This window comes from Streptomyces sp. NPDC003284 (assembly GCF_053589675.1).
This window is the reverse complement of sequence record NZ_JBSFSI010000008.1, coordinates 281,216-301,843: the sequence shown is the minus strand read 5'-3', so window position 1 is coordinate 301,843 and position 20,628 is coordinate 281,216. Positions and strand designations below refer to the sequence as shown.

Sequence of the window (20,628 nt, the reverse complement as noted above, 5' to 3'; positions counted from 1 at the left end):
CCGCGGACGACCCGCACCCGCGCACGGCAGCACCCGTCAGCCCCCAGGAAGGGGCCCCGCACCCGCGTACGGCGGGAAGGGGACGTGACGGGGGGTGTCCGCCCGCAGCGGTTGGCGCGTCCACGAGGCCCACCCGACAACCGACCGATTCCGCGCCGTTCCGAGGACGGACACCCCCCGGCGCGGCCCCGCCCCACCCCGCCCCGGAAGGCGCGAGGCGCACCCCCACACACCGCGACGGGCCGCCGCAGGCACCACCGCACACGGCCCGGAAGCGCACCACGCACCGCACCGACCGCACGGACCGCACCGACCGACCACGAGAGGCTGACCCGACGTGCACGACGACCTCATCGCACGGGCCAAGGCATGGCTGGCCGAGGACCCCGACCCGGACACCCGTGACGAACTCGCCGCGCTGCTCGACGCCGGGAACCACACGGAACTGGCCGCCCGCTTCAGCGGCACCCTCCAGTTCGGCACCGCCGGCCTGCGCGGCGAACTCGGCGCCGGCCCCCAGCGCATGAACCGCTCGGTCGTCATCCGCGCCGCCGCCGGCCTCGCCGCGTACCTGAAGAAGCAGGGCCACACCGACGGCCTCGTGGTGATCGGCTACGACGCCCGCCACAAGTCGGCGGACTTCGCCCGCGACACCGCCGCCGTCATGACCGGCGCGGGCCTGCGCGCGGCCGTACTGCCCCGCCCCCTGCCCACCCCCGTCCTCGCCTTCGCCATCCGCCACCTGGGCGCGGTCGCCGGCGTGGAGGTCACCGCCAGCCACAACCCGCCCCGCGACAACGGCTACAAGGTGTACCTGGGCGACGGCTCCCAGATCGTCCCGCCCGCCGACGCGGAGATCGCGGCGGAGATCGACGCGATCACCACGCTCACCGCGGTCCCCCGCCCGGACTCCGGCTGGGACACGCTCGGCGACGACGTCCTGGACGCCTACCTGGCCCGTACGGACGCGGTCCTCGCCCCGGACTCCCCGCGCACGGCCCGCACGGTCTACACCGCGATGCACGGCGTCGGCAAGGAGACCCTGCTCGCCGCGTTCGCCCGCGCCGGCTTCCCGGAGCCCGTCCTGGTCGCCGAGCAGGCCGACCCGGACCCGGACTTCCCGACCGTCGCCTTCCCCAACCCGGAAGAGCCCGGCGCGATGGACCTGGCCTTCGCCACGGCGCGCGCCGCCGCACCCGGCCCTGACCTGATCATCGCCAACGACCCGGACGCGGACCGCTGCGCAGCCGCCGTCAAGGACGGCGCCGACTGGCGCATGCTCCGCGGCGACGAGGTCGGCGCGCTGCTCGCCGCCCACCTGGTGGCGCGCGGCGCGCAGGGCACGTTCGCCGAGTCGATCGTCTCCTCCTCCCTCCTCGGCCGGATCGCGCGGACGGCGGGCCAGCCGTACGAGGAGACCCTCACCGGCTTCAAGTGGATCGCCCGCGTCGAGGGCCTGCGCTACGGCTACGAGGAGGCCCTCGGCTACTGCGTCGACCCGGACGGCGTCCGTGACAAGGACGGCATCACCGCGGCCCTGCTGATCACCGAACTGGCCTCACAGCTCAAGGAGCAGGGCCGTACGCTGCCCGACCTGCTGGACGACCTGGCCGTCGAGCACGGCCTGCACGCCACCGACCAGCTCTCGGTCCGCGTCGAGGACCTCTCCCTCATCGCCGACGCGATGCGCCGCCTGCGCGAGCAGCCCCCGACCGCCCTGGCCAGTCTGCCCGTGACCCGCGCCGAGGACCTGACGCGCGGCACGGAGGCGCTGCCCCCGACGGACGGCCTGCGCTACACGCTCGACGGCGCCCGGGTGATCGTCCGCCCGTCCGGTACGGAGCCGAAGCTGAAGTGCTACCTGGAAGTGGTGGTCCCGGTACCGGACCGCACGCACCTTCCGGCGGCCCGCGCGAAGGCGGCGGACCTGCTGGCGGCGATCAAGCGCGACCTGTCGGAGGCGGCGGGCATCTGACGCACAAGGCACCCCCCCCCGGGGGGCGCCTTGTACACAGACCCCGTACGCACCCGCAGAACCCCGCCCTCGCCCTCACCCCACCGCGAGCAGAATCGCCAGCACCACCGCACCGGCGACCGCGGGCCCCGCGATCTCGTAGGCCCACCGGACGGTCACCTCACCCTGGGCGCCCTCGGCGTGCGCCCGGTTCTCCTGGAGTTCGCGCAGGTCGTTCATGAACTGGTCGCCCTCCGCACGGATGGGCGCGCCGGGCGCACCGGACGCACCGCCGCGCCCCGCACCCCCACCGGCGATCCCGCCGAGCCCGCCGACACCGGCGCCGCTCCGGCCGAAGAGACCGCTGCGCCGCTCGGCCCCGGGCTCCCCCGCGGCGGCGGCCCGCGCCTCCTGCCGGGTGGCACGCTTGCGCGCCCGCAGCGACACGGGCACGGCCCACAGCTGGTACCGCTTCCCGGACACGGTGACGACCTCGTTGGAGTAGCCGGACCGCAGACCGGCGACCTGGCTCCAGGGGAGCACGACCACCCGGAAGGGATTCCGGATGCGCAGCCGGTCGTCGTTGACGTACACGGCGGGCCGGAAGGTGAAGGCGGTCACGAGCGGCACGGCGAGGATCATCCCGGCCAGCGCCAGCCACGGGACGCGCCCGCTGCCGGTGAACATCGCGTCGAAGCCCAGCCACAGGATGATGGCGAGCAGCAGGACACCGCCCGCGATGGCGCCGGACGACCGGCGGACCCGGTCCGGGAACTCGGGGGCCGTCGGCTGCGGCGCGGAGGGCTCGTGCTCGGGCGTCGTCATGCCCCCGATTCTGCCCGACCCACGCTTTCCCCCCGCACCACCACCCACCCCACAAGCACCACCCACCCACCGCAACCACCCCATGAACACCACCCACCCACCGGCTCCCGCCCCACAAGCACCACCCACCCACCGACCCCAGCCCCCACCCCACCCCACCCCGCCCCGCCCCGCCCCGCCCCGCCCCCAGGGCTGTACAGCCGCTACGCGCGTAGATATGCTCCTCTGGTGACCATGCCCACCACTGCACCCTCCGCGCAGCCGCTCTCCGACGTCACGGCGTCCGACAGCTCCCTGCGCCGCTTCCTGCACGGGCTGCCCGGCGTCGACGCGGTCGGCCTGGAGGCGCGCGCCGCCTCGCTCGGCACCCGTTCCATCAAGACCACCGCGAAGGCGTACGCCATCGACCTCGCCATCTCGATGGTCGACCTGACGACGCTGGAAGGCGCGGACACCCCGGGCAAGGTCCGGGCGCTCGGCGCCAAGGCGGTCCGTCCCGACCCCACGGACCGCACCACGCCCGCCACCGCCGCGGTCTGCGTCTACCCCGACATGGTGGCCGCCGCCAAGGAGGCCGTCGCCGGCTCGCCCGTCAAGGTCGCCTCGGTCGCCACCGCCTTCCCGGCCGGCCGCGCCGCCCTGGACGTGAAGCTGGCCGACGTGCGCGAGGCCGTCGCCGCGGGCGCCGACGAGATCGACATGGTCATCGACCGCGGGGCGTTCCTCGCCGGCCGGTACCTGAAGGTGTTCGACGAGATCACCGCGGTGAAGGAGGCGTGCGGGACCGCCGCCCGGCTGAAGGTCATCTTCGAGACCGGCGAGCTGTCGACGTACGACAACATCCGGCGCGCGAGCTGGCTCGGCATGCTCGCCGGGGCGGACTTCATCAAGACCTCCACCGGCAAGGTCGCCGTCAACGCGACCCCCGCCAACACCCTGCTCATGCTGGAGGCCGTCCGCGACTTCCGGGCGCAGACCGGCGTGCAGATCGGTGTGAAGCCGGCCGGCGGCATCCGCACCAGCAAGGACGCGATCAAGTTCCTCGTCCTGGTCAACGAGACCGCGGGCGCGGACTGGCTGGACAACCACTGGTTCCGCTTCGGCGCCTCCTCGCTGCTGAACGACCTGCTGATGCAGCGCCAGAAGCTGGCCACCGGCCGCTACTCCGGCCCCGACTACGTGACGGTGGACTGATCCCCATGGCTTCCGCATTCGAGTACGCACCCGCGCCCGAGTCCCGCTCGGTCGTCGACATCGCCCCCTCCTACGGCCTGTTCGTCGACGGCGAGTTCACCGACGCGGCCGACGGCAAGGTCTTCAAGACGGTCAGCCCGTCGACCGAGGAGGTCCTCGCCGAGGTCGCCCAGGCCGGTGCGGCGGACGTCGACCGCGCGGTGAAGGCCGCCCGCAAGGCGTTCGAGAAGTGGTCGGCGCTGCCGGGCGCCGAGCGCGCCAAGTACCTGTTCCGCATCGCCCGGATCATCCAGGAGCGCAGCCGCGAGCTGGCCGTCCTGGAGACCCTGGACAACGGCAAGCCGATCCGCGAGACCCGCGACGCGGACCTCCCGCTGGTCGCGGCGCACTTCTTCTACTACGCGGGCTGGGCCGACAAGCTCGACCACGCCGGTTTCGGCGCCGCCCCGCGCCCGCTGGGCGTGGCCGGCCAGGTCATCCCGTGGAACTTCCCGCTGCTGATGCTGGCGTGGAAGATCGCCCCGGCGCTGGCGACGGGCAACACCGTCGTCCTGAAGCCCGCCGAGACCACCCCGCTGTCCGCCCTGTTCTTCGCGGACATCTGCCGCCAGGCGGGCCTGCCCAGGGGCGTCGTCAACATCCTGCCGGGCTACGGCGACGCGGGCGCCGCGCTCGTCGCGCACCCGGACGTGAACAAGGTGGCGTTCACCGGCTCCACGGCCGTCGGCAAGGAGATCGCGCGCACGGTCGCGGGCACGGCCAAGAAGCTCACCCTGGAACTGGGCGGCAAGGGCGCCAACATCGTCTTCGACGACGCCCCGCTCGACCAGGCCGTCGAGGGCATCGTCACCGGCATCTTCTTCAACCAGGGCCAGGTCTGCTGCGCGGGCTCGCGCCTGCTGGTGCAGGAGTCGGTCCAGGACGAGCTGCTGGAGGCGCTCAAGCGGCGGCTCTCCACGCTGCGCCTGGGCGACCCGCTGGACAAGAACACCGACATCGGCGCGATCAACTCCGCCGAGCAGCTGGCCCGGATCACCGCGCTGGCCGACCAGGGCGAGGCGGAGGGCGCCGAGCGCTGGTCACCGGCGTGCGAACTGCCCGGCTCCGGCTACTGGTTCGCCCCGACGCTGTTCACCGGCGTGACCCAGGCGCACACCATCGCCCGCGACGAGATCTTCGGCCCGGTGCTGTCCGTACTGACCTTCCGCACCCCGGACGAGGCGGTCGCCAAGGCGAACAACACGCAGTACGGCCTGTCGGCGGGCATCTGGACGGAGAAGGGCTCCCGCATCCTGGCGGTGGCGAACAAGCTCCGCGCGGGCGTGATCTGGTCCAACACGTTCAACAAGTTCGACCCGACCTCGCCCTTCGGCGGGTACAAGGAGTCGGGCTTCGGCCGCGAGGGCGGTCGCCACGGCCTGGAGGCGTACCTCGATGTCTGACCGATCTGACCGACTGTCTGTCTTCAAGACCTACAAGCTGTACGTCGGCGGGAAGTTCCCGCGTTCGGAGAGCGGCCGGGTGTACGAGGTGACGACGCGCACATCAGCCGCCGGCGCGGCGGGCAAGGGCCACTGGCTGGCGAACGCGCCGCAGGCATCCCGCAAGGACGCCCGGGACGCGGTGGTCGCCGCGCGCAAGGCGTTCGGCGGCTGGTCGGGCGCGACGGCGTACAACCGCGGCCAGGTCCTGTACCGGGTCGCCGAGATGCTGGAGGGCCGCCGCGAGCAGTTCGTGCGCGAGGTGGCCGACGCGGAGGGCCTGTCGAAGGCGAAGGCGGCGGCGGTCGTGGACGCCACGGTCGACCGCTGGGTCTGGTACGCCGGGTGGACCGACAAGATCGCCCAGGTGACCGGCGGCGCCAACCCGGTGGCGGGCCCCTTCTTCAACCTGTCCTCCCCGGAGCCGACCGGCGTGGTGGCCGTCCTCGCCCCGCAGGAGTCGTCCTTCCTGGGCCTGGTCTCGGTGGTGGCCCCGGTGATCGCGACCGGCAACACCGCGGTCGTGATCGCGAGCGAGCGGTCCCCGCTGCCCGCGCTCTCCCTGGCCGAGGTGCTGGCCACCTCGGACGTGCCCGGCGGCGTGGTCAACGTCCTGTCCGGCCGCACGGCGGAGCTCGCGGCACCCCTCGCCGCCCACCAGGACGTCAACGCGATCGACCTCGCGGGCGCCGACGAGGCGCTGGCGAAGGAACTGGAGATCGCCGCGGCGGACAACCTCAAGCGCGTACTGCGTCCACAGCCTGTGGACAACACCGACTGGACGGCCGCCCCGGGCACCGAGCGTCTGACGGCCTTCCTGGAGACGAAGACGGTCTGGCACCCCACGGGCTCCCTGGGCGCCTCGGGCTCGTCGTACTGACACACCCCGGAGGCGACCCCACCGCCCCCCAAAGCCGAGAGCCGCGCCTCCCCTCCGTCCGGGGGAGCCGCGGCTCTCCGCGTGCCGCGACCGGCTGCCCGCGCCCTACCGCACCGCGCCGAGCACCTGCCCGACCACCGGCACGCTCCCGACCGACGGCGCCTGCGCCACCGGACCGGTGAGCATCTGCGAGGTCAGCGGCTTGAAGTCGGCGAGCTGGGTGCCGACGCCGTTGTCCAGCGGGTCGACGCCGGTCCCCGCCAGCGGGTTGGGCTTGAGCCCGGCCACCGGCCCGGTGATGTACCCGACCGTCCCGGCCAGCGCCTGGACCCCCGCCTGCGGGTCGACCTTGCCGAGCGACCCCGTCTCGTAGTCCCCGCCCACGACCGGCAGGCTCGCCGCCTCGGCGGACACCACCCCCGCCCCCAGAGCGACACCGATGGTCGTCACGGCGGTCAGTACACGCCGGACGGCGGAACGGGAAGCGGACGCGTGTCGGGCCATTTCTGATGCCACCTTCTGATGCGCAGAGTAACGAGAACAACGCACAGGGTAGTTGAGACCCATCCCACGCACCAAAGCCGACCCACCCTCTCGGCACCCGGGCAACCATGCGTCAAACTGGTGTTCCGTGAGCGTCTCTGATCAGCCATGTGTTCTCCCCCTGGACGTCATGTCCGGCGAGGGGTCCGCCCATAGCGGAGGAGTGGCGTGGGCGTGGAGGTGAAACCCGGCGCCCAGAACCGCCCCTCGCGGCCGGTGCCGCCGTGCGGGGACCGTACTGATCGTGATCGCGCCCTGGTGCCGGTCCGCCGCGCGGGGCAGCCGTCTCCGGTCCGTGTGAGCGCGTCCCTCCGGACGCTGGTCCGCCTGCCCCGGGGAGCCGGCGGAGGAGGGTGCCCCGCGTCGCCTGGGCGCGGGGCGTGTGGAACGGGGCCGGGTCGGCCCTGTCTTGGTACGGTCCCGGCTGTCTGGGGTGGCGACGACCACGGCCCGGCGTTCGAGACGGTCCACCACGGCGCGGACGGCCAGGGCGCCGCCGCTCCGGCTGGCCACCGTCTTCGTCTGATGCGTCAGGCCGCGTGCTGCGATGCGTCTGCACGCTCCGGCATCACGGTCACCCTGCCAACCGCAGCCGGGGCCGGGGCAGATCGCCCACTTCCAGCCCGCCACGGTCGGCCGGTCCGGCGCCTTGCCGTGCCGCAGCGGAGTCAGGCAGCAGGGGCAGCGCCGGGAGGTGTCACGGGCGGGTACGGTCACGACCGCGATTCCTGCTTCGGCGGCGAGATGGCGCATCCGGGCGACGATCTGCCCGCGCACCAGTTGGGAGAGCCGGGTGTTGAGCGTGCGTCCCATGCCTCTGGCCTCCAGCGATCGCAGGTCTTCGACATAGATGACCGTGGCGCCGATCGCGATGGCCTGATCGACGCTCCAGCGGGCGGCGGCGCGCGCGAGAGCGCCGTTCAGGTGCGAACGCCGAGCGCGGACACGTCCGAGTTCGGCCGTGAGGAGCCGGTACCGGGCGGCCAGCGGATGATCCGGGTCGTCACCGGTCAGCCGCCGGTAGCGGTCGGCCTTGGTCCGCAGTCGTTCGCCCTGGCGGCGCAAGCGGTGCTGTTTCGCCAGAACGCCCGCCGCACGGAACATCGCTCCCGCTCCGAGAGCGGTGATGCGTCCGTCGTCACGGAGGCGGACAGCAGCCGCGCTGAGGAGCGTATGGAGACCCCAGTCCACGCCGAGTGCGACCGCGTGTCCGGTCCGTGCCGCCGCGGGCACGGCATGGGTGAAGGCCAGCTCGACCTGCACCCGGCCCTGCCGGACGCGCAGTGTGGGCAGATGCAGTGCGGCGGACGTCGGGACCGTCGCGGGCAGCAGGAGCGGGCAGGACACCCAGGCCCAGTCGGCGTAGGAACAGGGATCGGGCCGCACGGGCAACAGCAGGCGGAGGTGAACGCGGCGGGGGTCGTCCCCGCGCACAAGCACGGCCTGCTGTCTGTCGCACGCGGACAGCACCAGCATCGCGGCGGCGCGCGGCGCCGACTCCAGCTCGAACACATCAGCAGGCGGGCGACCGTGCTGACGCGCGAAGGCGGCAGCCTGCCGAGTGCGCGCGGTGATGACGGTGGACGGCAGATGACCGCCATCGGGGACGGCCGCCCGAACGGCCTCCCATTCGTCCTCTGTACGCCTGTCCGGATTCCGGGGCCATGTGGCAAGCACACCGGCGGTGATCCCGGCCCGCCAGGCCGCCGCCCGCAGAATGCGCCCGGCCTGCTCCTGGGCCATACGCACGATCCGGTCGTTGACGGTCACCCCCGCGGGCGGCGCCACGGTCCAGCCCAGACGTCTGAGGGCCGTCCACGCGTGCGACGGCAGGGTCCGGCCGTCGGCATCCACGCCCGCGGCCAGTCGGCCCACATCGGTGGCGTTCCAGTGTGTGACCAGCAGCGAGGAGGCCATGGCGGAGACGAGATCCGCCGCCCAGCCCACCCTTCGGGCCAGCACCGCGGCCGACAGCGTCTCGCCCGTCCTCTCCACGGAGCCCGTGCGCAACCGGCCCCGGACACCGGCCATGCGGGCCACCTGCCCCTCGCCGGGCCGCGATGCCTGCCCCATGACCACCCCCACCCCACCCGATGACACCCTCATCCGGTCAACGACCCTCTCGCGAGAAGGTCACGCATTCGATCGACGAACCGGCGTACGACACCAGGGCCAGGCGCTGCGCAGGACATCGGACGCGACACACCACTACGGACCCCGAAGGAAACACGTGAGTCTTCATCCCCCGTCACCCGCCCGCGTCGTGCTGCTCTGCGGCCCCTCCGGTTCGGGCAAGTCCCTGGTCGCCGCCCGTTCCGGGCTGCCTGTGCTGCGTCTCGACGACTTCTACAAGGAGGGGGACGACCCCACGCTGCCGCTGGTGGCGGGGAGTTCGGACATCGACTGGGACCATCCCGGCTCGTGGGACGCGGAGGTCGCCGTGGAGGCGATCGTGCGGCTGTGCGCGACGGGCAGCACCGGGGTACCGGTGTACGACCTCGCGTCCAGTTCCCGGACCGGCGAGGAGACGCTGCACATCGGGCGGACGCCGCTGTTCGTCGCGGAGGGGATCTTCGCCGCGGAGATCGTGGAGCGCTGCCGCGAGCGGGGCGTGCTGGCCGACGCGCTCTGTCTGGCCCGGGGGCCGGTGACCACCTTCCGGCGGCGTTTCCTGCGGGATCTGAAGGAGGGGCGCAAGTCGGTGCCGTTCCTGCTGCGCCGGGGCTGGCGGCTGCTGCGGACCGAGCGGGCGATCGTCGCCCGCCAGGTCTCCCTGGGCGCCCACGCCTGCGGCCGGGACGAGGCCCTGAGCCGGCTCGCGGCCGCCGCGGCGGGCCGGCGGGTGCGGACGCGTACGGCGGCGTAGCCGCACCCCGCGGCGCCGCGCCCCGCGCGGCCGCACCCCGGGCGCGCACACGGAAACGGAAAGCGGGGCCGGAAGGACCCCCCGGCCCTCCAGCCCCGCTCGTTTCCCCCGTGTTCCCTGCTTCCCCTGTTCCCCCGTATCCCCGTATCCCCTATCCCTTTTCTTTCCTTTCCCCTGCTTCCCCGTCCCCCGTGCTTCCCCCGTTCCTCCCCCAGACCTCCGGTGGACCGGCTCAGGCGACCAGTTCGCCGAAGGACTCCTCGTGGTCACGGCCGAAGCTGAGGACCTCGTCCTCGCGCAGCCGGCGCAGCGAGCGCCAGATGCTGGACTTCACCGTGCCGACGCTGATGCCGAGGATGTCCGCGATCTCCGGATCGGTGCGGCCCTCGTAGTAGCGCAGGACCAGCATCGTGCGCTGGAGTTCGGGCAGCCGGGCGAGCGCCTGCCACAGGACGGCGCGCAGTTCGGTGCCGCGCATCGCGTCCGTGTCGCCGGGCGTCTCCGGCAGTTCCTCGGTCGGGTACTCGTTGAGCTTGCGGCGCCGCCAGGCGCTGATGTGCAGGTTGGTCATGGTGCGGCGCAGATATCCGCCGACCGCCGCCTTGTCACTGATCCGGTCCCACGCCCGGTAGGTCGAGAACAGCGCGCTCTGGAGCAGGTCCTCGGCCTCGTAGCGGTCGCCGGTGAGGTGGTAGGCGGTGGCGTACAGGGAGGCGCGGCGCTCCTGGACGTAGGCGGTGAACTCCACCTCCGACACGGTGCGGCGCTCCCCCGAGCCCTCCCCGTACGCGCTTCCCCCGTGTGTCTCCCCCGTGGGTGCGTCCACGACCGTCATATAGGCGGCGTGCTGACGCCCGGTGCCGCGAGCACACCCCCGCAGGCTCTGGGCACCGGACTTCTCCGATCCGCGGGTCACGTCGTGCAGACGCGTGACCACTGCGCTGGTGCTGGTGCTGTGCAGCGTGTTCATCTCGCGCCTCCCGTCGGTGGACCTCTGGTGTTCGGATCGCTCTCGTGCTGTGTCGAAAAGCCTGCCGGGGGCACTTCATGGCCATGTCCGCCGACTGTCACAGACCTGTCACAGGGGTCCGGTCCGGCGGCGGAGGGGTGCGAAGCCGTACGGGTGTCGAAACCCCGGGCCCGCATGGGCCAGAATGAGGCCCGTGCCTTCCCTGTTGCTGATCGAGGACGACGACGCCATCCGGACGGCCCTGGAGCTCTCACTGACGCGCCAGGGTCACCGGGTGGCCACCGCTGCCAGTGGTGAGGACGGTCTGAAGCTGTTGCGCGAGCAGCGGCCGGACCTGATCGTGCTGGACGTGATGCTGCCCGGCATCGACGGGTTCGAGGTGTGCCGGCGCATCCGGCGCACGGACCAGTTGCCGATCATCCTGCTCACGGCGCGCAGCGATGACATCGATGTGGTGGTCGGTCTGGAGTCCGGTGCCGACGACTATGTCGTCAAACCCGTGCAGGGGCGGGTGCTCGACGCCCGGATCCGGGCGGTGCTGCGGCGCGGTGAGCGGGAGGCGAACGACGCGGCGGCCTTCGGCAGCCTGGTCATCGACCGGGCCGCGATGACGGTGACGAAGAACGGCGAGGACCTCCAGCTGACCCCGACCGAGCTGCGGCTGCTGCTGGAGCTGAGCCGGCGGCCCGGTCAGGCGCTGTCGCGGCAGCAGTTGCTGCGGCTGGTGTGGGAGCACGACTACCTGGGTGACTCGCGGCTGGTGGACGCCTGTGTGCAGCGGCTGCGGGCCAAGGTGGAGGACGTGCCGTCCTCGCCGACGCTGATCCGGACCGTGCGTGGCGTCGGCTACCGCCTGGACGCGCCTCAGTGACGAAGGAGCAAGGGGGGTCCGGCGGCTGGGCCGCGGGACGCAAGGGTGTGCTGTCGCGGTGGCGCTTCACGAGCCTGCGGCTGCGGCTGGTCGTGGTGTTCGCGCTGGTGGCGCTGACGGCGGCGGTGTCGGCGTCGGGGATCGCGTACTGGCTCAACCGCGAGGCGGTGCTGACGCGCGCGCAGGACGCGGTGCTGCGGGACTTCCGGCAGGAGATGCAGAACCGCGCGGGCACGCTGCCGGTGCACACCACCCAGGACCGGTTGCAGCACACCGCCGGGCAGATGGCGGGCAGCAGCCAGCGGTTCAGCGTGCTGCTGGTGGGCCAGGACGCGGACGGGCGTGCGGTGTACGCCAGTTCGGGCGGCCTGAGCGGTTTCTCGCTGGCGGACGTGCCCGCCTCGCTGCGCGCGGCGGTGGACAAGGCGCAGTCGCCCTCCTCCTCCAACAAGTCCCCGTACCACCTGTACTGGCAGCGCGTCACGCTGCACGGCACGCCGTATCTGGTGGCCGGTACGAAGGTGATCGGGGGCGGTCCGACCGGCTACATGCTGAAGTCGCTGGAGCCGGAGGCGAAGGATCTCAACTCGCTGGCCTGGTCGCTGGGGATCGCGACCGCGCTGGCGCTGGTCGGCGCGGCGCTGCTGGCGCAGGCCGCGGCGACGACCGTGCTGAAGCCGGTGCACCGGCTCGGGGTGGCCGCGCGGCGGCTGGGCGAGGGCCGGCTCGACACCCGGCTGCGGGTGTCCGGTACGGACGAACTCGCCGATCTCTCCCGTACGTTCAACAACGCGGCGGCCGCGCTGGAGAAGCGCGTCGCGGACATGGCCGCCCGGGACGAGGCGTCGCGGCGTTTCGTCGCGGACATGAGCCATGAGCTGCGGACGCCGCTGACCGCCATCACCGCCGTGACGGAGGTGCTGGAGGAGGAGCTGGAGTTCGAGGGCGGCGGTATCGATCCGATGATCGAACCGGCGGTCCGGCTGGTGGTGAGCGAGACCCGGCGGCTGAACGACCTGGTCGAGAACCTGATGGAGGTGACCCGCTTCGACGCGGGCACGGCCCGGCTGGTCCTGGACGACGTCGACATCGCCGACCAGATCACCGCGTGCATCGACGCGCGGGCCTGGCTGGACGCGGTGGAGCTGGACGCCGAACGGGGCATCCACGCGCAGCTCGACCCGCGGCGGCTGGACGTCATCCTCGCCAATCTGATCGGCAACGCGCTCAAGCACGGCGGCTCGCCGGTGCGGGTGTCGGTGCGGGTGTCGGACGGCGGAGAGCCGTCCGGGGCGCCGGAGTCCGCCGGGGAGCGGGAGCCGGGCGCCGTGGCGGAACAGGGCGCGCAGATCGTCATTCAGGTGCGCGACCACGGGCCGGGCATCCCGGAGGACGTCCTGCCGCATGTCTTCGACCGGTTCTACAAGGCCAGCGCGTCCCGGCCGCGTTCGGAGGGCAGCGGTCTCGGTCTGTCCATCGCGCTGAACAACGCGCACATCCACGGCGGCGACATCACCGCGGCCAACTCGCCGGACGGCGGCGCGGTGTTCACGCTGCGGCTGCCGCGCGACGCCTCCGCGCTCACCGGGGACGGCGCGGAGGGCGACGGACGGCACGGCGCGGGCGCGGCGGGCAACGCGAAGGGGGGTGCCCGGTGAGGGCGCGCGGGACCCGAGGGCGCTGGGCGTCCGCACACCGGAGCCGTCGGAACCACCGGAACCACCGGAGCCGTCGGCCGCGTGGGGCGCTGCTGGCGCTGCCCGCGCTGGCCCTGCTGCTGGCCGGCTGCGGGATCCGGCCGACCGGGGTGCCCACGGACTTCGGCGGCGCGCCGTCGCGGGTGCCGTGCTCGCTGTCCCAGCCGGACGTGGTGACGCAGACCTCGCGCGGGGTGCCGGTGCAGGCGTTCCTGCTCTGCGGTGCCTCGCTGGTGACGGTGGACCGCGCGGTGCCGGTGCCGGAGGGCGCGGCGGACGCGCAGCGGCGGCTGATCGTGGCCCGCGGGCTGCTGGGCCAGCTCGCGGCGCCGCCCTCGGCCGCCGAGCAGGCCGCCGGGTACACCACGCACGTCCCGGCCGGTCTGACCGTCGCCGGGCCGCGTCCCAAGGATCCCGAGGACAGTCTGCGGCTGAGCACCGCGCCGGGCGGCCTCGATCCGTACGCGCTCGCGCAGATCGTCTGCACGCTCTCCGACTCGGCGGCGGCCGAGGGCGACGGCTCGGTGGTCCTCGGCGGCCCCGGCGACGTCCGCCTGAGCCGCTACGCGTGCACCGACGAGCTGCGCTCCCGCCCCGGCACGACGAAGCCCCCGTCCTCGGAGGTCACGGGCTCCTGAGAGCCGTACGGCACGGGCGGGGCAGGGGCGGGGCAGGGGCGGTACGGGTCCGTACGCGCCGGGCCGTACGCGCTGGGGCCCTGCCCGCCGCCGTACGGGCCGGACGGGTCCGGGTGTGGCGCGGGACTCACCGGGGTAGGGGCCGGGGGCGGAACCGATCGTGGGGAGCGCCGCGTCTTGGGGGGCGTGCAGCTTGAAGGGTCCGCCTGCGGCAGTGCCGCGTTCCGCGTCCGCGTGGCAGGGAGTGTCCTCCTTGCCGCCCATCTCGCGTTCGTCGCCTGGCTGATGCTGCGTCCGCTGGACGTCCCCTGGGTGATGCCGGCGAATCTGCGCCCGCTCACCACCATCCGCGCCGATCTCGCCCTCGGGGGCGCCCAGGCGGCCCGGCGGATCGGGGAGGGGCTGGTGCTGCTGGCACCGCTGGGGGTGCTGCTGCCGATGGCGCACGGCCGGATCGACTCCCGTCCGCTGCCGTCCGGGCTGCGGACGACCGCGGCGGGCGCGCTGGTGTCCGTGGGGATCGCGCTGCTTCAGTCGGGGGTGCCCGGCCGGGTGGTGGACGTGGACACGGTACTGCTGAACACCGCGGGGGTGGCCCTCGTGTACGGGGCGGTCGTCCCGGCGGTCCGTGCCCGGCTGCGCCGCAGGGCCGGGCGGCCGCAGCGGCGGACCGTGCCCGTGGAGGAGACGGCTCAGGGTCGGACCCCGACGATTCCCAGGGTCGGGATCGCCCCGTAGAGCGACGCTTCATCCCCTTCGTCTCCGTAGCGTGGAGGTCATGAGGGGGTCCCGCCGGGGCCCGCACCGACAGCCCACGGAGGCATCGAGATGAGCGCCCTTGCCCGTCCCACCAACGGCCGCGTGATCGGCGGGGTGTGTGCCGCGCTGGCCCGGCGCTTCGGCACCTCCGCGACGACGATGCGCGTGATCTTCCTGCTGTCCTGCCTGCTGCCCGGACCGCAGTGCCTGCTCTATCTCGCCCTGTGGATCCTGCTGCCCGCCGAGGGCAGGCCGGGCCGTACGGCGTGGTAGCCGACGCGGCGCGCGTACGCCGCCGGGGCGCGCCCTGAAGCAGGGGTGCGCCCCGGCGGCGTACCGGCCGGACCGGAGGGGTCGGCCGGACCGGCCGGGTGCGCCGGATCAGCCCAGCGGGAGGCCGTTGACCGGAAGGCCGTGCGTGGGCAGGCCCTTGACCGGGAGGCCGCCGAGCAGACCGGCGACCGGGGCGGTCGGGCCGTGTTCGAGCATGCTCTGGGCCACCGGCTGGGCGGCGGCGAGGCCCGTCGCGACGGTCGGCTTGGCCTGGTCGAGCGCCTGACCGGCCCCCGGCAGCGCCTTGGTGACGTTCTCGGTGGGGAGCGCCTTGCTGACGGTGCCCAGCGCCTGGCCGGCGTCCGGGGCGGCCGGGGCGGCGTTCGCGGCGCCGGCGCCCGCCGCGGCGAACGCGGCGCCGAGGGCGGCGACACCGAGGGTCTTGACGGCAGACTGCTTCATGTAAACGCGTCCTTGACTGGAAGACGGGGGACTGAGCGGTTCTCGACCGTAAACACGGCGAGTGCCGTACCGCAAACATCGAATTGCGGACGGATGGTGAAAACAACTCACCCGGCCGTCACCCCGGATATCCCGTCGTCAGCCTTCCGGGGTGGAAGAACCGCTGGTGGAAGCGGTCTGCCGGAACAGCCATTCGGATTTCAACGCCGCATATCCGGGCTTGATCACATCGTTGATCATGGCCAGACGTTCATCGAAAGGAATGAACGCTGATTTCATCGCATTGACGGAGAACCACTGCATGTCGTCGAGCGTGTAGCCGAACGCGTCGACAAGGTGCTCGAATTCCCGGCTCAGGGTGGTGTGGGACATCAGACGGTTGTCGGTGTTGACGGTGGCGCGGAAGTGCAGCCGCCGCAGCAGCCCGATCGGATGCTCCGCGTAGGAGGCGGCGGCGCCGGTCTGGAGGTTGGAGCTGGGGCACAGCTCCAGCGGGATGCGCTTGTCGCGGACGTACGCGGCCAGCCGGCCGAGCGCCACCGTGCCGTCCTCGTGGACCTCGATGTCGTCGATGATCCGCACCCCGTGCCCGAGCCGGTCGGCGCCGCACCACTGGAGCGCCTGCCAGATGGACGGCAGCCCGAAGGCTTCGCCGGCGTGGATCGTGAAGTGGTTGTCGGCCCGCTTCAGGAACTCGAAGGCGTCCAGGTGCCGGGTGGGCGGATGACCGGCCTCGGCGCCCGCGATGTCGAAGCCGACGACCCCCGCGTCCCGGTACCGGTCGGCGAGTTCGGCGATCTCCAGCGAGCGCGCCGCGTGCCGCATCGCCGTGAGCAGCGCGCCGATCCGGACCCGCCGCCCGGCGGCGAGCGCGGCCCGCTCCCCTTCCCGGAAGCCCTCGTCGACCGCCTCGACGACCTCCTCAAGGCTGAGGCCGCCCTCCAGGTGCTGCTCGGGGGCGTAGCGCACCTCGGCGTAGACGACACCGTCGGCGGCGAGGTCCTCGGCGCACTCGCGGGCCACCCGCACCAGCGCGTCACGGGTCTGCATCACGGCGACCGTGTGGGAGAAGGTCTCCAGATACCGTTCCAGCGACCCGGAGTCGGCGGCCTCGCGGAACCACAGGCCCAGCTTCTCCGGATCGGTGGTGGGGAGGCGGTCGTAGCCGGTGGCGCGGGCCAGGTCGACCACGGTCGCGGGCCGCAGTCCGCCGTCGAGGTGGTCGTGCAGCAGCACCTTGGGCGCCCGGCGGATCTGGTCACGGCCCGGCGCGTTCCCCGGGCGGGCAGGCTGGCTCGTCATTTTCGCACCCTATGCCCTACGCGCGTAGAAAGCGCCGTGCGCGCGCCGCTCCCTCCGGGCCGGTCACGGGCCTTCGCACAGCCGCCGATACGTAACGGTGACCGCACGGACGGGTCGCGTACACGGAGCCTTCTGACACTGTTCTGCCATGGCACAGCAAGCGACGCCGGTTCGCACGGCCCGGCTGGGAAGGACGCTCGGCCCGGAGCCGGCCACGGTGAGCGCGGTGGTGCTGCTGCTCCCGGCCGGCCGGGAGACGTCCGCGCGCAGACCCTCCGCGGTGCTGGCCGCCGCCTCGGTACGGACCCTGGGGCGCGGGCTGGCCCGCGCGGGCCGCGCCGAGGGGCTGGCCGCGCATGTGGTCCACTACCGCTACAGCGGCTGGAACGGCGGCGAGGCGCATCTCGCGCAGGACGCCACCTGGGCCGTCGAGGAGACCGTACGGCGCTACGGCGATGTCCCGGTGTGCCTGGCCGGTCTCGACATGGGCGGCCGGGCGGCACTGCGCTCGGCCGGTCACGAGGCGGTCAACTCCGTGGTGGCCCTCGCCCCTTGGCTGCCCGAGGACGATGTCGCCGCCTCACCCGAACCGGTCCGGCAGCTGGCCGGCCGCCAGGTGCTGATCGTGCACGGCACCAACGACGAACGCACCGACCCCGAGCTGTCCTTCCGCTTCGCGGAGCGCGCGAAGAAGGCGAACCGGGACGTGTGCCGTTTCGAGGTCCACTCCGACCGGCACGGGTTACGCCAGTACCGCAGCGAAGTCGCCGCGCTCACCGCCGACTTCGTGCTGGGCGCGCTGTTCGACCGGGGTTTCTCCCGGCCGGTGCAGGACGCCCTGGCCGCACCGCCACCGCTGGGACTGAGGATGCCGCTGGCAGCGGGCTTCGGCACGACGCTGCGGCGGCGGTAGAGCCTCGCGCCGCCGTCCGGCCGGACGCGGGGGCCGGTCCGGTGACCCGTCGCGGCGCGCCCGCCCAGGTGGCCGGCCGTGGGGGCTCCGCACGCGCGGCCGGTTCCGGTGGCCCGGAGGGCGGGGCGCGTCCGGGGCGACGGGACGGCTGCGTCCGCCGCATCCAGGCCCTGCTCGGCCGGAGCGCCTGCCCGCGGCGCGAGCTGATCGAGCGGCGCGCCCCGGCGTTCGCGCGACTCGCCGCCGAGGACGAGGCGGGCACCGCCCGCAGGGAACTGGGCGATGCCACGCAGGAGTCCGTCCGGGCGGGGCCGGGTGTCTCAGCCGGGTGTCTCAGTGGGTGGAGAACCCGCTGGTGCCGGGGCCCGAGGTGCCCGGCGGCGGTAGCCGGTCTCGTGGCCCCCGGGCGGTCTCGGTGATACGGCCCAGGTGGCCGGTCCCGGTGGTCCGGCCCTCGTGGCCGGGCCGCACCAGGCTGTCCCCTGTCACGGCAGCAGTTTGCCGCGCCGGGAGAGCAGGAACTTCTTGAACGCGGCCACCGGCGGTGTGTCCGGATGTCCCTCCAGCCAGGCCACGCCGATCTCGCGGACCGCGCGCGGAGCGGTGACCGTCAGCTCGGCCACGCCGGGCCTGGGGACGGCGGGCGGAGGCAGCAGGGCGACGCCGAGCCCGGCGGCGACCAGGCCCCGCAGGGTCTCCGTCTCCTCGCCCTCGAAGGCGATGCGCGGGGTGAACCCGGCCTCCCGGCACAGCGCGTCGGCGATCCGGCGCATGCCGTAGCCCGGTTCCAGGGTCACGAAGGTCTCCTCGGCGGCCTCGGCCAGCCGGATCCGGCGCCGGGCGGCGAGCCGGTGCCCGGCCGGGACGACCAGGCGCAGCTTCTGCTCGTCGAGGCGGCGGGCGACCAGGTCGGGGGCTTCGGGCACCGGAGAGGTGAGGCAGAGGTCCAGCTCACCGGCGCGCAGCCGCTCCAGCATGGCCTCGCCGTAGTTCTGGACCAGGCTGAAGCGGACCCGGGGATGGTCGGCGCGGAACGCCTGGAGGAGGCCGGGCACGGTCTCGGCGCCCATGGTGTGCAGAAAGCCGAAGGCGACCTTGCCGGTGGCCGGGTCGGCGTCGGCGCGCACTTCGTCGGCGGCGCGGGCGATCTCGGCGAGGGCGCGTTCCACGGAGCCGAGGAAGGTGCGTCCGGCGGGGGTGAGGGAGACGCTGCGGCCGCGCCGGGCGAACAGGTCGACGCCGAGGTCCTGTTCCAGCCGGACCATGGCCCGCGACAGCGTGGACTGCGGGACCCGCATCTCCTGCGCGGCGCGGGTGACGTGCTCGGTGCGGGCGACCCCGGCGAAGTGGGCGAGCCGGGGCGCGAGCAGCCGCGTGATCTCCTCACTGGTCCGCTCTGTCATGACTTCTGTGTCACCGGACGGTGACAGACGCCCCTGTGACCTCTGCTGATGCATCATGGGAACGATTATGGCGAGTCCGTGCATTGGACGGATGAAGGTGTCCTTCCTACCGTCGAAGCATGTCTCCCGCCGATACCGGGGCGTCCACCGCCGTGGACGCCTCCCCCGCCGTCTCCTCCGTCTCCCCGGCCTCGTCCGTCTCCTCAGGCTCCTCCGTCTCCTCCGCCGACTCGCGGATGGCGCCCGGCGGTCCCGGTTACCGCCGGATGAGCCTCGCCCTCTTCCTCGCCGGGGTCGCCACCTTTGCCCTGCTGTACTCCACGCAGGCGCTGCTGCCGCTGATCTCCGGCGAGTTCGGGGTCGCGGCGAGCGAGGCGAGCTGGACGGTGGCGGCGGCGACCGGCGGCCTGGCCCTGTTCGTCCTGCCGATGAGCGCGCTCTCGGAGCGTTTCGGACGGCGTACGGTGATGACGGCGTCGCTGGTGGTCGCGGTGGCCGTCGGCCTGGTGGTGCCCTTCGCCCCGTCGCTGGGCGCGCTGGTGGTGCTGCGGGCCCTCCAGGGCGCCGCGCTGGCCGGGGTGCCCGCCTCCGCGCAGGCGTATCTCGCCGAGGAGGTCCGGCCCAAGGCGCTGGTCACCGCGATCGGCCTGTTCGTGGCGGGCAACAGCGTCGGCGGGATGAGCGGCCGGGTCATCACCGGCTGGGCCGCCCAGGAGTGGGGCTGGCGGGTCGCGGTCGGGCTCGTCGGGGCGATCGCGGTGGCGTGCGCGGTGGCCTTCCGCCTGCTGCTCCCGGCGCCGCGCCACTTCACGCCGGGCTCGCTGCGCCCGCGGGTGCTGGCCGGTACGGTCCGCGACCACCTCTCCGACCCGCTGCTGCGCCGCCTGTACGCGATCGGCGCGCTGTTCATGACGGTGTTCGGCGGCGTCTACACGGTGATCGGCTACCGCCTGACCGAGGCGCCCTTCTCGCTCCCGCAGGGCATCGTCGGCTCGATCTTCCTGGTGTACCTGGTGGGCACGGTGTCGGCGTCGACGGCCGGCCGTCTGGTGGGGCGGCTGGGCCGCCGGGGCGCCCTGTACCTGGCGGGCGCCACGACGGCGGCGGGCCTGCTGCTGTCCGTGCTGGACTCGCTGGTGTCCGTGCTGCTGGGCCTGGTCCTGATCACCGCGGGCTTCTTCGCCGGGCACGCGGTGGCCTCCTCGGCGGTCAGCAGGACCGCGTCGCACGGCCGTGCCCAGGCGTCCGCCCTGTACCAGTCCGCGTACTACATCGGCTCCAGCGTGGGCAGCACGGTCGGTGCGACGGCCTTCCACGGCCAGGGCTGGGACGGCACCGTCGGCGTCGGACTGCTGGCCGTGGCGGGGGTCGTGGCGATCACGGCACTCGGCTCGCATGCGGCCCGGCGCGCCGCTCGGCGCGAGACACGGCGCGAGGCGGCGGTGGCCTGAGCCGGACCGGCACCGGCTCCCTCGCCCCACCCTCCTGACCTGCCGTTCTCCCGGCTCCGGGGGCCGTTGTCAGTGGGCTGCGGTAGCTTCCGGGGTGTCGGGTGCGACGACGCACTCCGGCGGGACGGCCACAGGGGTGGGTGGAC

20 protein-coding genes are annotated in these 20,628 nt (G+C 73.4%); 12 read left to right on the top strand and 8 right to left on the bottom strand.

The features are described from left to right. The first annotated feature begins 337 nt into the window (after positions 1–337). Entirely contained in the window at positions 338–1,975 is a 1,638-nt protein-coding gene (locus tag ACWDYF_RS19750; protein ID WP_389469681.1) for a phospho-sugar mutase, read from the top strand. Between the two features lie 75 nt (positions 1,976–2,050). Here the strand turns inward: ACWDYF_RS19750 and ACWDYF_RS19745 are convergent, their stop codons facing one another. Next, on the bottom strand, positions 2,051–2,779 hold the full coding sequence (locus tag ACWDYF_RS19745; protein ID WP_381736607.1) for a PH domain-containing protein: 729 nt from the start codon (positions 2,777–2,779) through the stop codon (positions 2,051–2,053). 234 nt (positions 2,780–3,013) lie between these two features. Here ACWDYF_RS19745 and deoC point away from each other — a divergent pair, with 234 nt between their 5' ends. From deoC to ACWDYF_RS19730, 3 genes are read left to right on the top strand one after another with little or no spacing between them, the layout of a single operon-like run. Next, positions 3,014–3,973, top strand: a complete 960-nt coding sequence (gene deoC, locus ACWDYF_RS19740) for a deoxyribose-phosphate aldolase (RefSeq protein WP_381736608.1) — start codon at positions 3,014–3,016, stop codon at positions 3,971–3,973. Between the two features lie 5 nt (positions 3,974–3,978). After that, the gene (locus ACWDYF_RS19735) at positions 3,979–5,415 is read left to right on the top strand and encodes an aldehyde dehydrogenase family protein (RefSeq protein ID WP_381736609.1); all 1,437 of its coding nucleotides are present in this window, start codon (positions 3,979–3,981) and stop codon (positions 5,413–5,415) included. Then, positions 5,408–6,334, top strand: a complete 927-nt coding sequence (locus tag ACWDYF_RS19730; RefSeq protein ID WP_389469692.1) for an aldehyde dehydrogenase family protein — start codon at positions 5,408–5,410, stop codon at positions 6,332–6,334. The genes ACWDYF_RS19735 and ACWDYF_RS19730 overlap by 8 nt, the downstream gene beginning before the upstream one ends. Positions 6,335–6,439: 105 nt before the next feature. On the opposite strand, the gene ACWDYF_RS19725 is transcribed toward ACWDYF_RS19730, so the two are convergent. Further along, positions 6,440–6,838, bottom strand: a complete 399-nt coding sequence (locus ACWDYF_RS19725) for a hypothetical protein (RefSeq protein WP_037887919.1) — start codon at positions 6,836–6,838, stop codon at positions 6,440–6,442. Between the two features lie 141 nt (positions 6,839–6,979). Then, entirely contained in the window at positions 6,980–8,950 is a 1,971-nt protein-coding gene (locus ACWDYF_RS19720) for a zinc ribbon domain-containing protein (protein ID WP_389469697.1), read from the bottom strand. Between the two features lie 157 nt (positions 8,951–9,107). Between ACWDYF_RS19720 and ACWDYF_RS19715 the strand changes: the two genes are divergently transcribed. Beyond that, complete coding sequence (locus ACWDYF_RS19715; RefSeq protein ID WP_381736612.1) at positions 9,108–9,743, top strand: uridine kinase family protein; 636 nt, start codon at positions 9,108–9,110, stop codon at positions 9,741–9,743. 232 nt (positions 9,744–9,975) lie between these two features. Here the strand turns inward: ACWDYF_RS19715 and ACWDYF_RS19710 are convergent, their stop codons facing one another. Then, positions 9,976–10,713 carry a SigE family RNA polymerase sigma factor gene (locus tag ACWDYF_RS19710; RefSeq protein WP_381736613.1) on the bottom strand — a complete coding sequence of 246 codons (738 nt, stop codon included), beginning with the start codon at positions 10,711–10,713 and terminating at the stop codon, positions 9,976–9,978. Positions 10,714–10,906: 193 nt separating this feature from the next. On the opposite strand from ACWDYF_RS19710, the gene afsQ1 reads away from it, so the two are divergent. From afsQ1 to ACWDYF_RS19685, 5 genes are all read left to right on the top strand, one after another. Continuing rightward, on the top strand, positions 10,907–11,584 hold the full coding sequence (gene afsQ1 / locus ACWDYF_RS19705; protein WP_158679181.1) for a two-component system response regulator AfsQ1: 678 nt from the start codon (positions 10,907–10,909) through the stop codon (positions 11,582–11,584). Next, entirely contained in the window at positions 11,581–13,242 is a 1,662-nt protein-coding gene (locus ACWDYF_RS19700) for an ATP-binding protein (protein ID WP_389469701.1), read from the top strand. Before afsQ1 ends, ACWDYF_RS19700 begins: the two co-directional genes overlap by 4 nt. Positions 13,243–13,331: 89 nt before the next feature. Further along, on the top strand, positions 13,332–13,919 hold the full coding sequence (locus ACWDYF_RS19695) for a hypothetical protein (RefSeq protein WP_381736839.1): 588 nt from the start codon (positions 13,332–13,334) through the stop codon (positions 13,917–13,919). 186 nt (positions 13,920–14,105) lie between these two features. Beyond that, complete coding sequence (locus tag ACWDYF_RS19690) at positions 14,106–14,657, top strand: VanZ family protein (RefSeq protein WP_381736615.1); 552 nt, start codon at positions 14,106–14,108, stop codon at positions 14,655–14,657. 90 nt (positions 14,658–14,747) lie between these two features. Further along, complete coding sequence (locus tag ACWDYF_RS19685) at positions 14,748–14,951, top strand: PspC domain-containing protein (RefSeq protein ID WP_018565049.1); 204 nt, start codon at positions 14,748–14,750, stop codon at positions 14,949–14,951. A 108-nt stretch (positions 14,952–15,059) separates the two neighbouring features. Here the strand turns inward: ACWDYF_RS19685 and ACWDYF_RS19680 are convergent, their stop codons facing one another. Beyond that, entirely contained in the window at positions 15,060–15,413 is a 354-nt protein-coding gene (locus tag ACWDYF_RS19680; protein ID WP_018565048.1) for a hypothetical protein, read from the bottom strand. A gap of 138 nt (positions 15,414–15,551) precedes the next feature. Continuing rightward, a complete protein-coding gene (locus tag ACWDYF_RS19675; RefSeq protein ID WP_381736617.1) occupies positions 15,552–16,715 on the bottom strand; it encodes an adenosine deaminase in 1,164 nt (387 codons plus the stop codon). A 148-nt stretch (positions 16,716–16,863) separates the two neighbouring features. Here ACWDYF_RS19675 and ACWDYF_RS19670 point away from each other — a divergent pair, with 148 nt between their 5' ends. Continuing rightward, positions 16,864–17,628 (top strand): alpha/beta hydrolase, encoded by a 765-nt coding sequence (locus ACWDYF_RS19670; RefSeq protein WP_078509670.1) that lies wholly within the window; start codon positions 16,864–16,866, stop codon positions 17,626–17,628. A gap of 333 nt (positions 17,629–17,961) precedes the next feature. Here the strand turns inward: ACWDYF_RS19670 and ACWDYF_RS19665 are convergent, their stop codons facing one another. Both ACWDYF_RS19665 and ACWDYF_RS19660 read right to left on the bottom strand, forming a co-directional pair. Further along, a complete protein-coding gene (locus ACWDYF_RS19665; RefSeq protein WP_381736859.1) occupies positions 17,962–18,117 on the bottom strand; it encodes a hypothetical protein in 156 nt (51 codons plus the stop codon). Next, complete coding sequence (locus tag ACWDYF_RS19660) at positions 18,114–19,088, bottom strand: LysR family transcriptional regulator (RefSeq protein WP_389469712.1); 975 nt, start codon at positions 19,086–19,088, stop codon at positions 18,114–18,116. The genes ACWDYF_RS19665 and ACWDYF_RS19660 overlap by 4 nt, the downstream gene beginning before the upstream one ends. 62 nt (positions 19,089–19,150) lie before the next feature. Here ACWDYF_RS19660 and ACWDYF_RS19655 point away from each other — a divergent pair, with 62 nt between their 5' ends. Next, positions 19,151–20,482 (top strand): MFS transporter, encoded by a 1,332-nt coding sequence (locus tag ACWDYF_RS19655; protein ID WP_389469714.1) that lies wholly within the window; start codon positions 19,151–19,153, stop codon positions 20,480–20,482. The last annotated feature ends 146 nt before the right edge of the window (positions 20,483–20,628 follow it).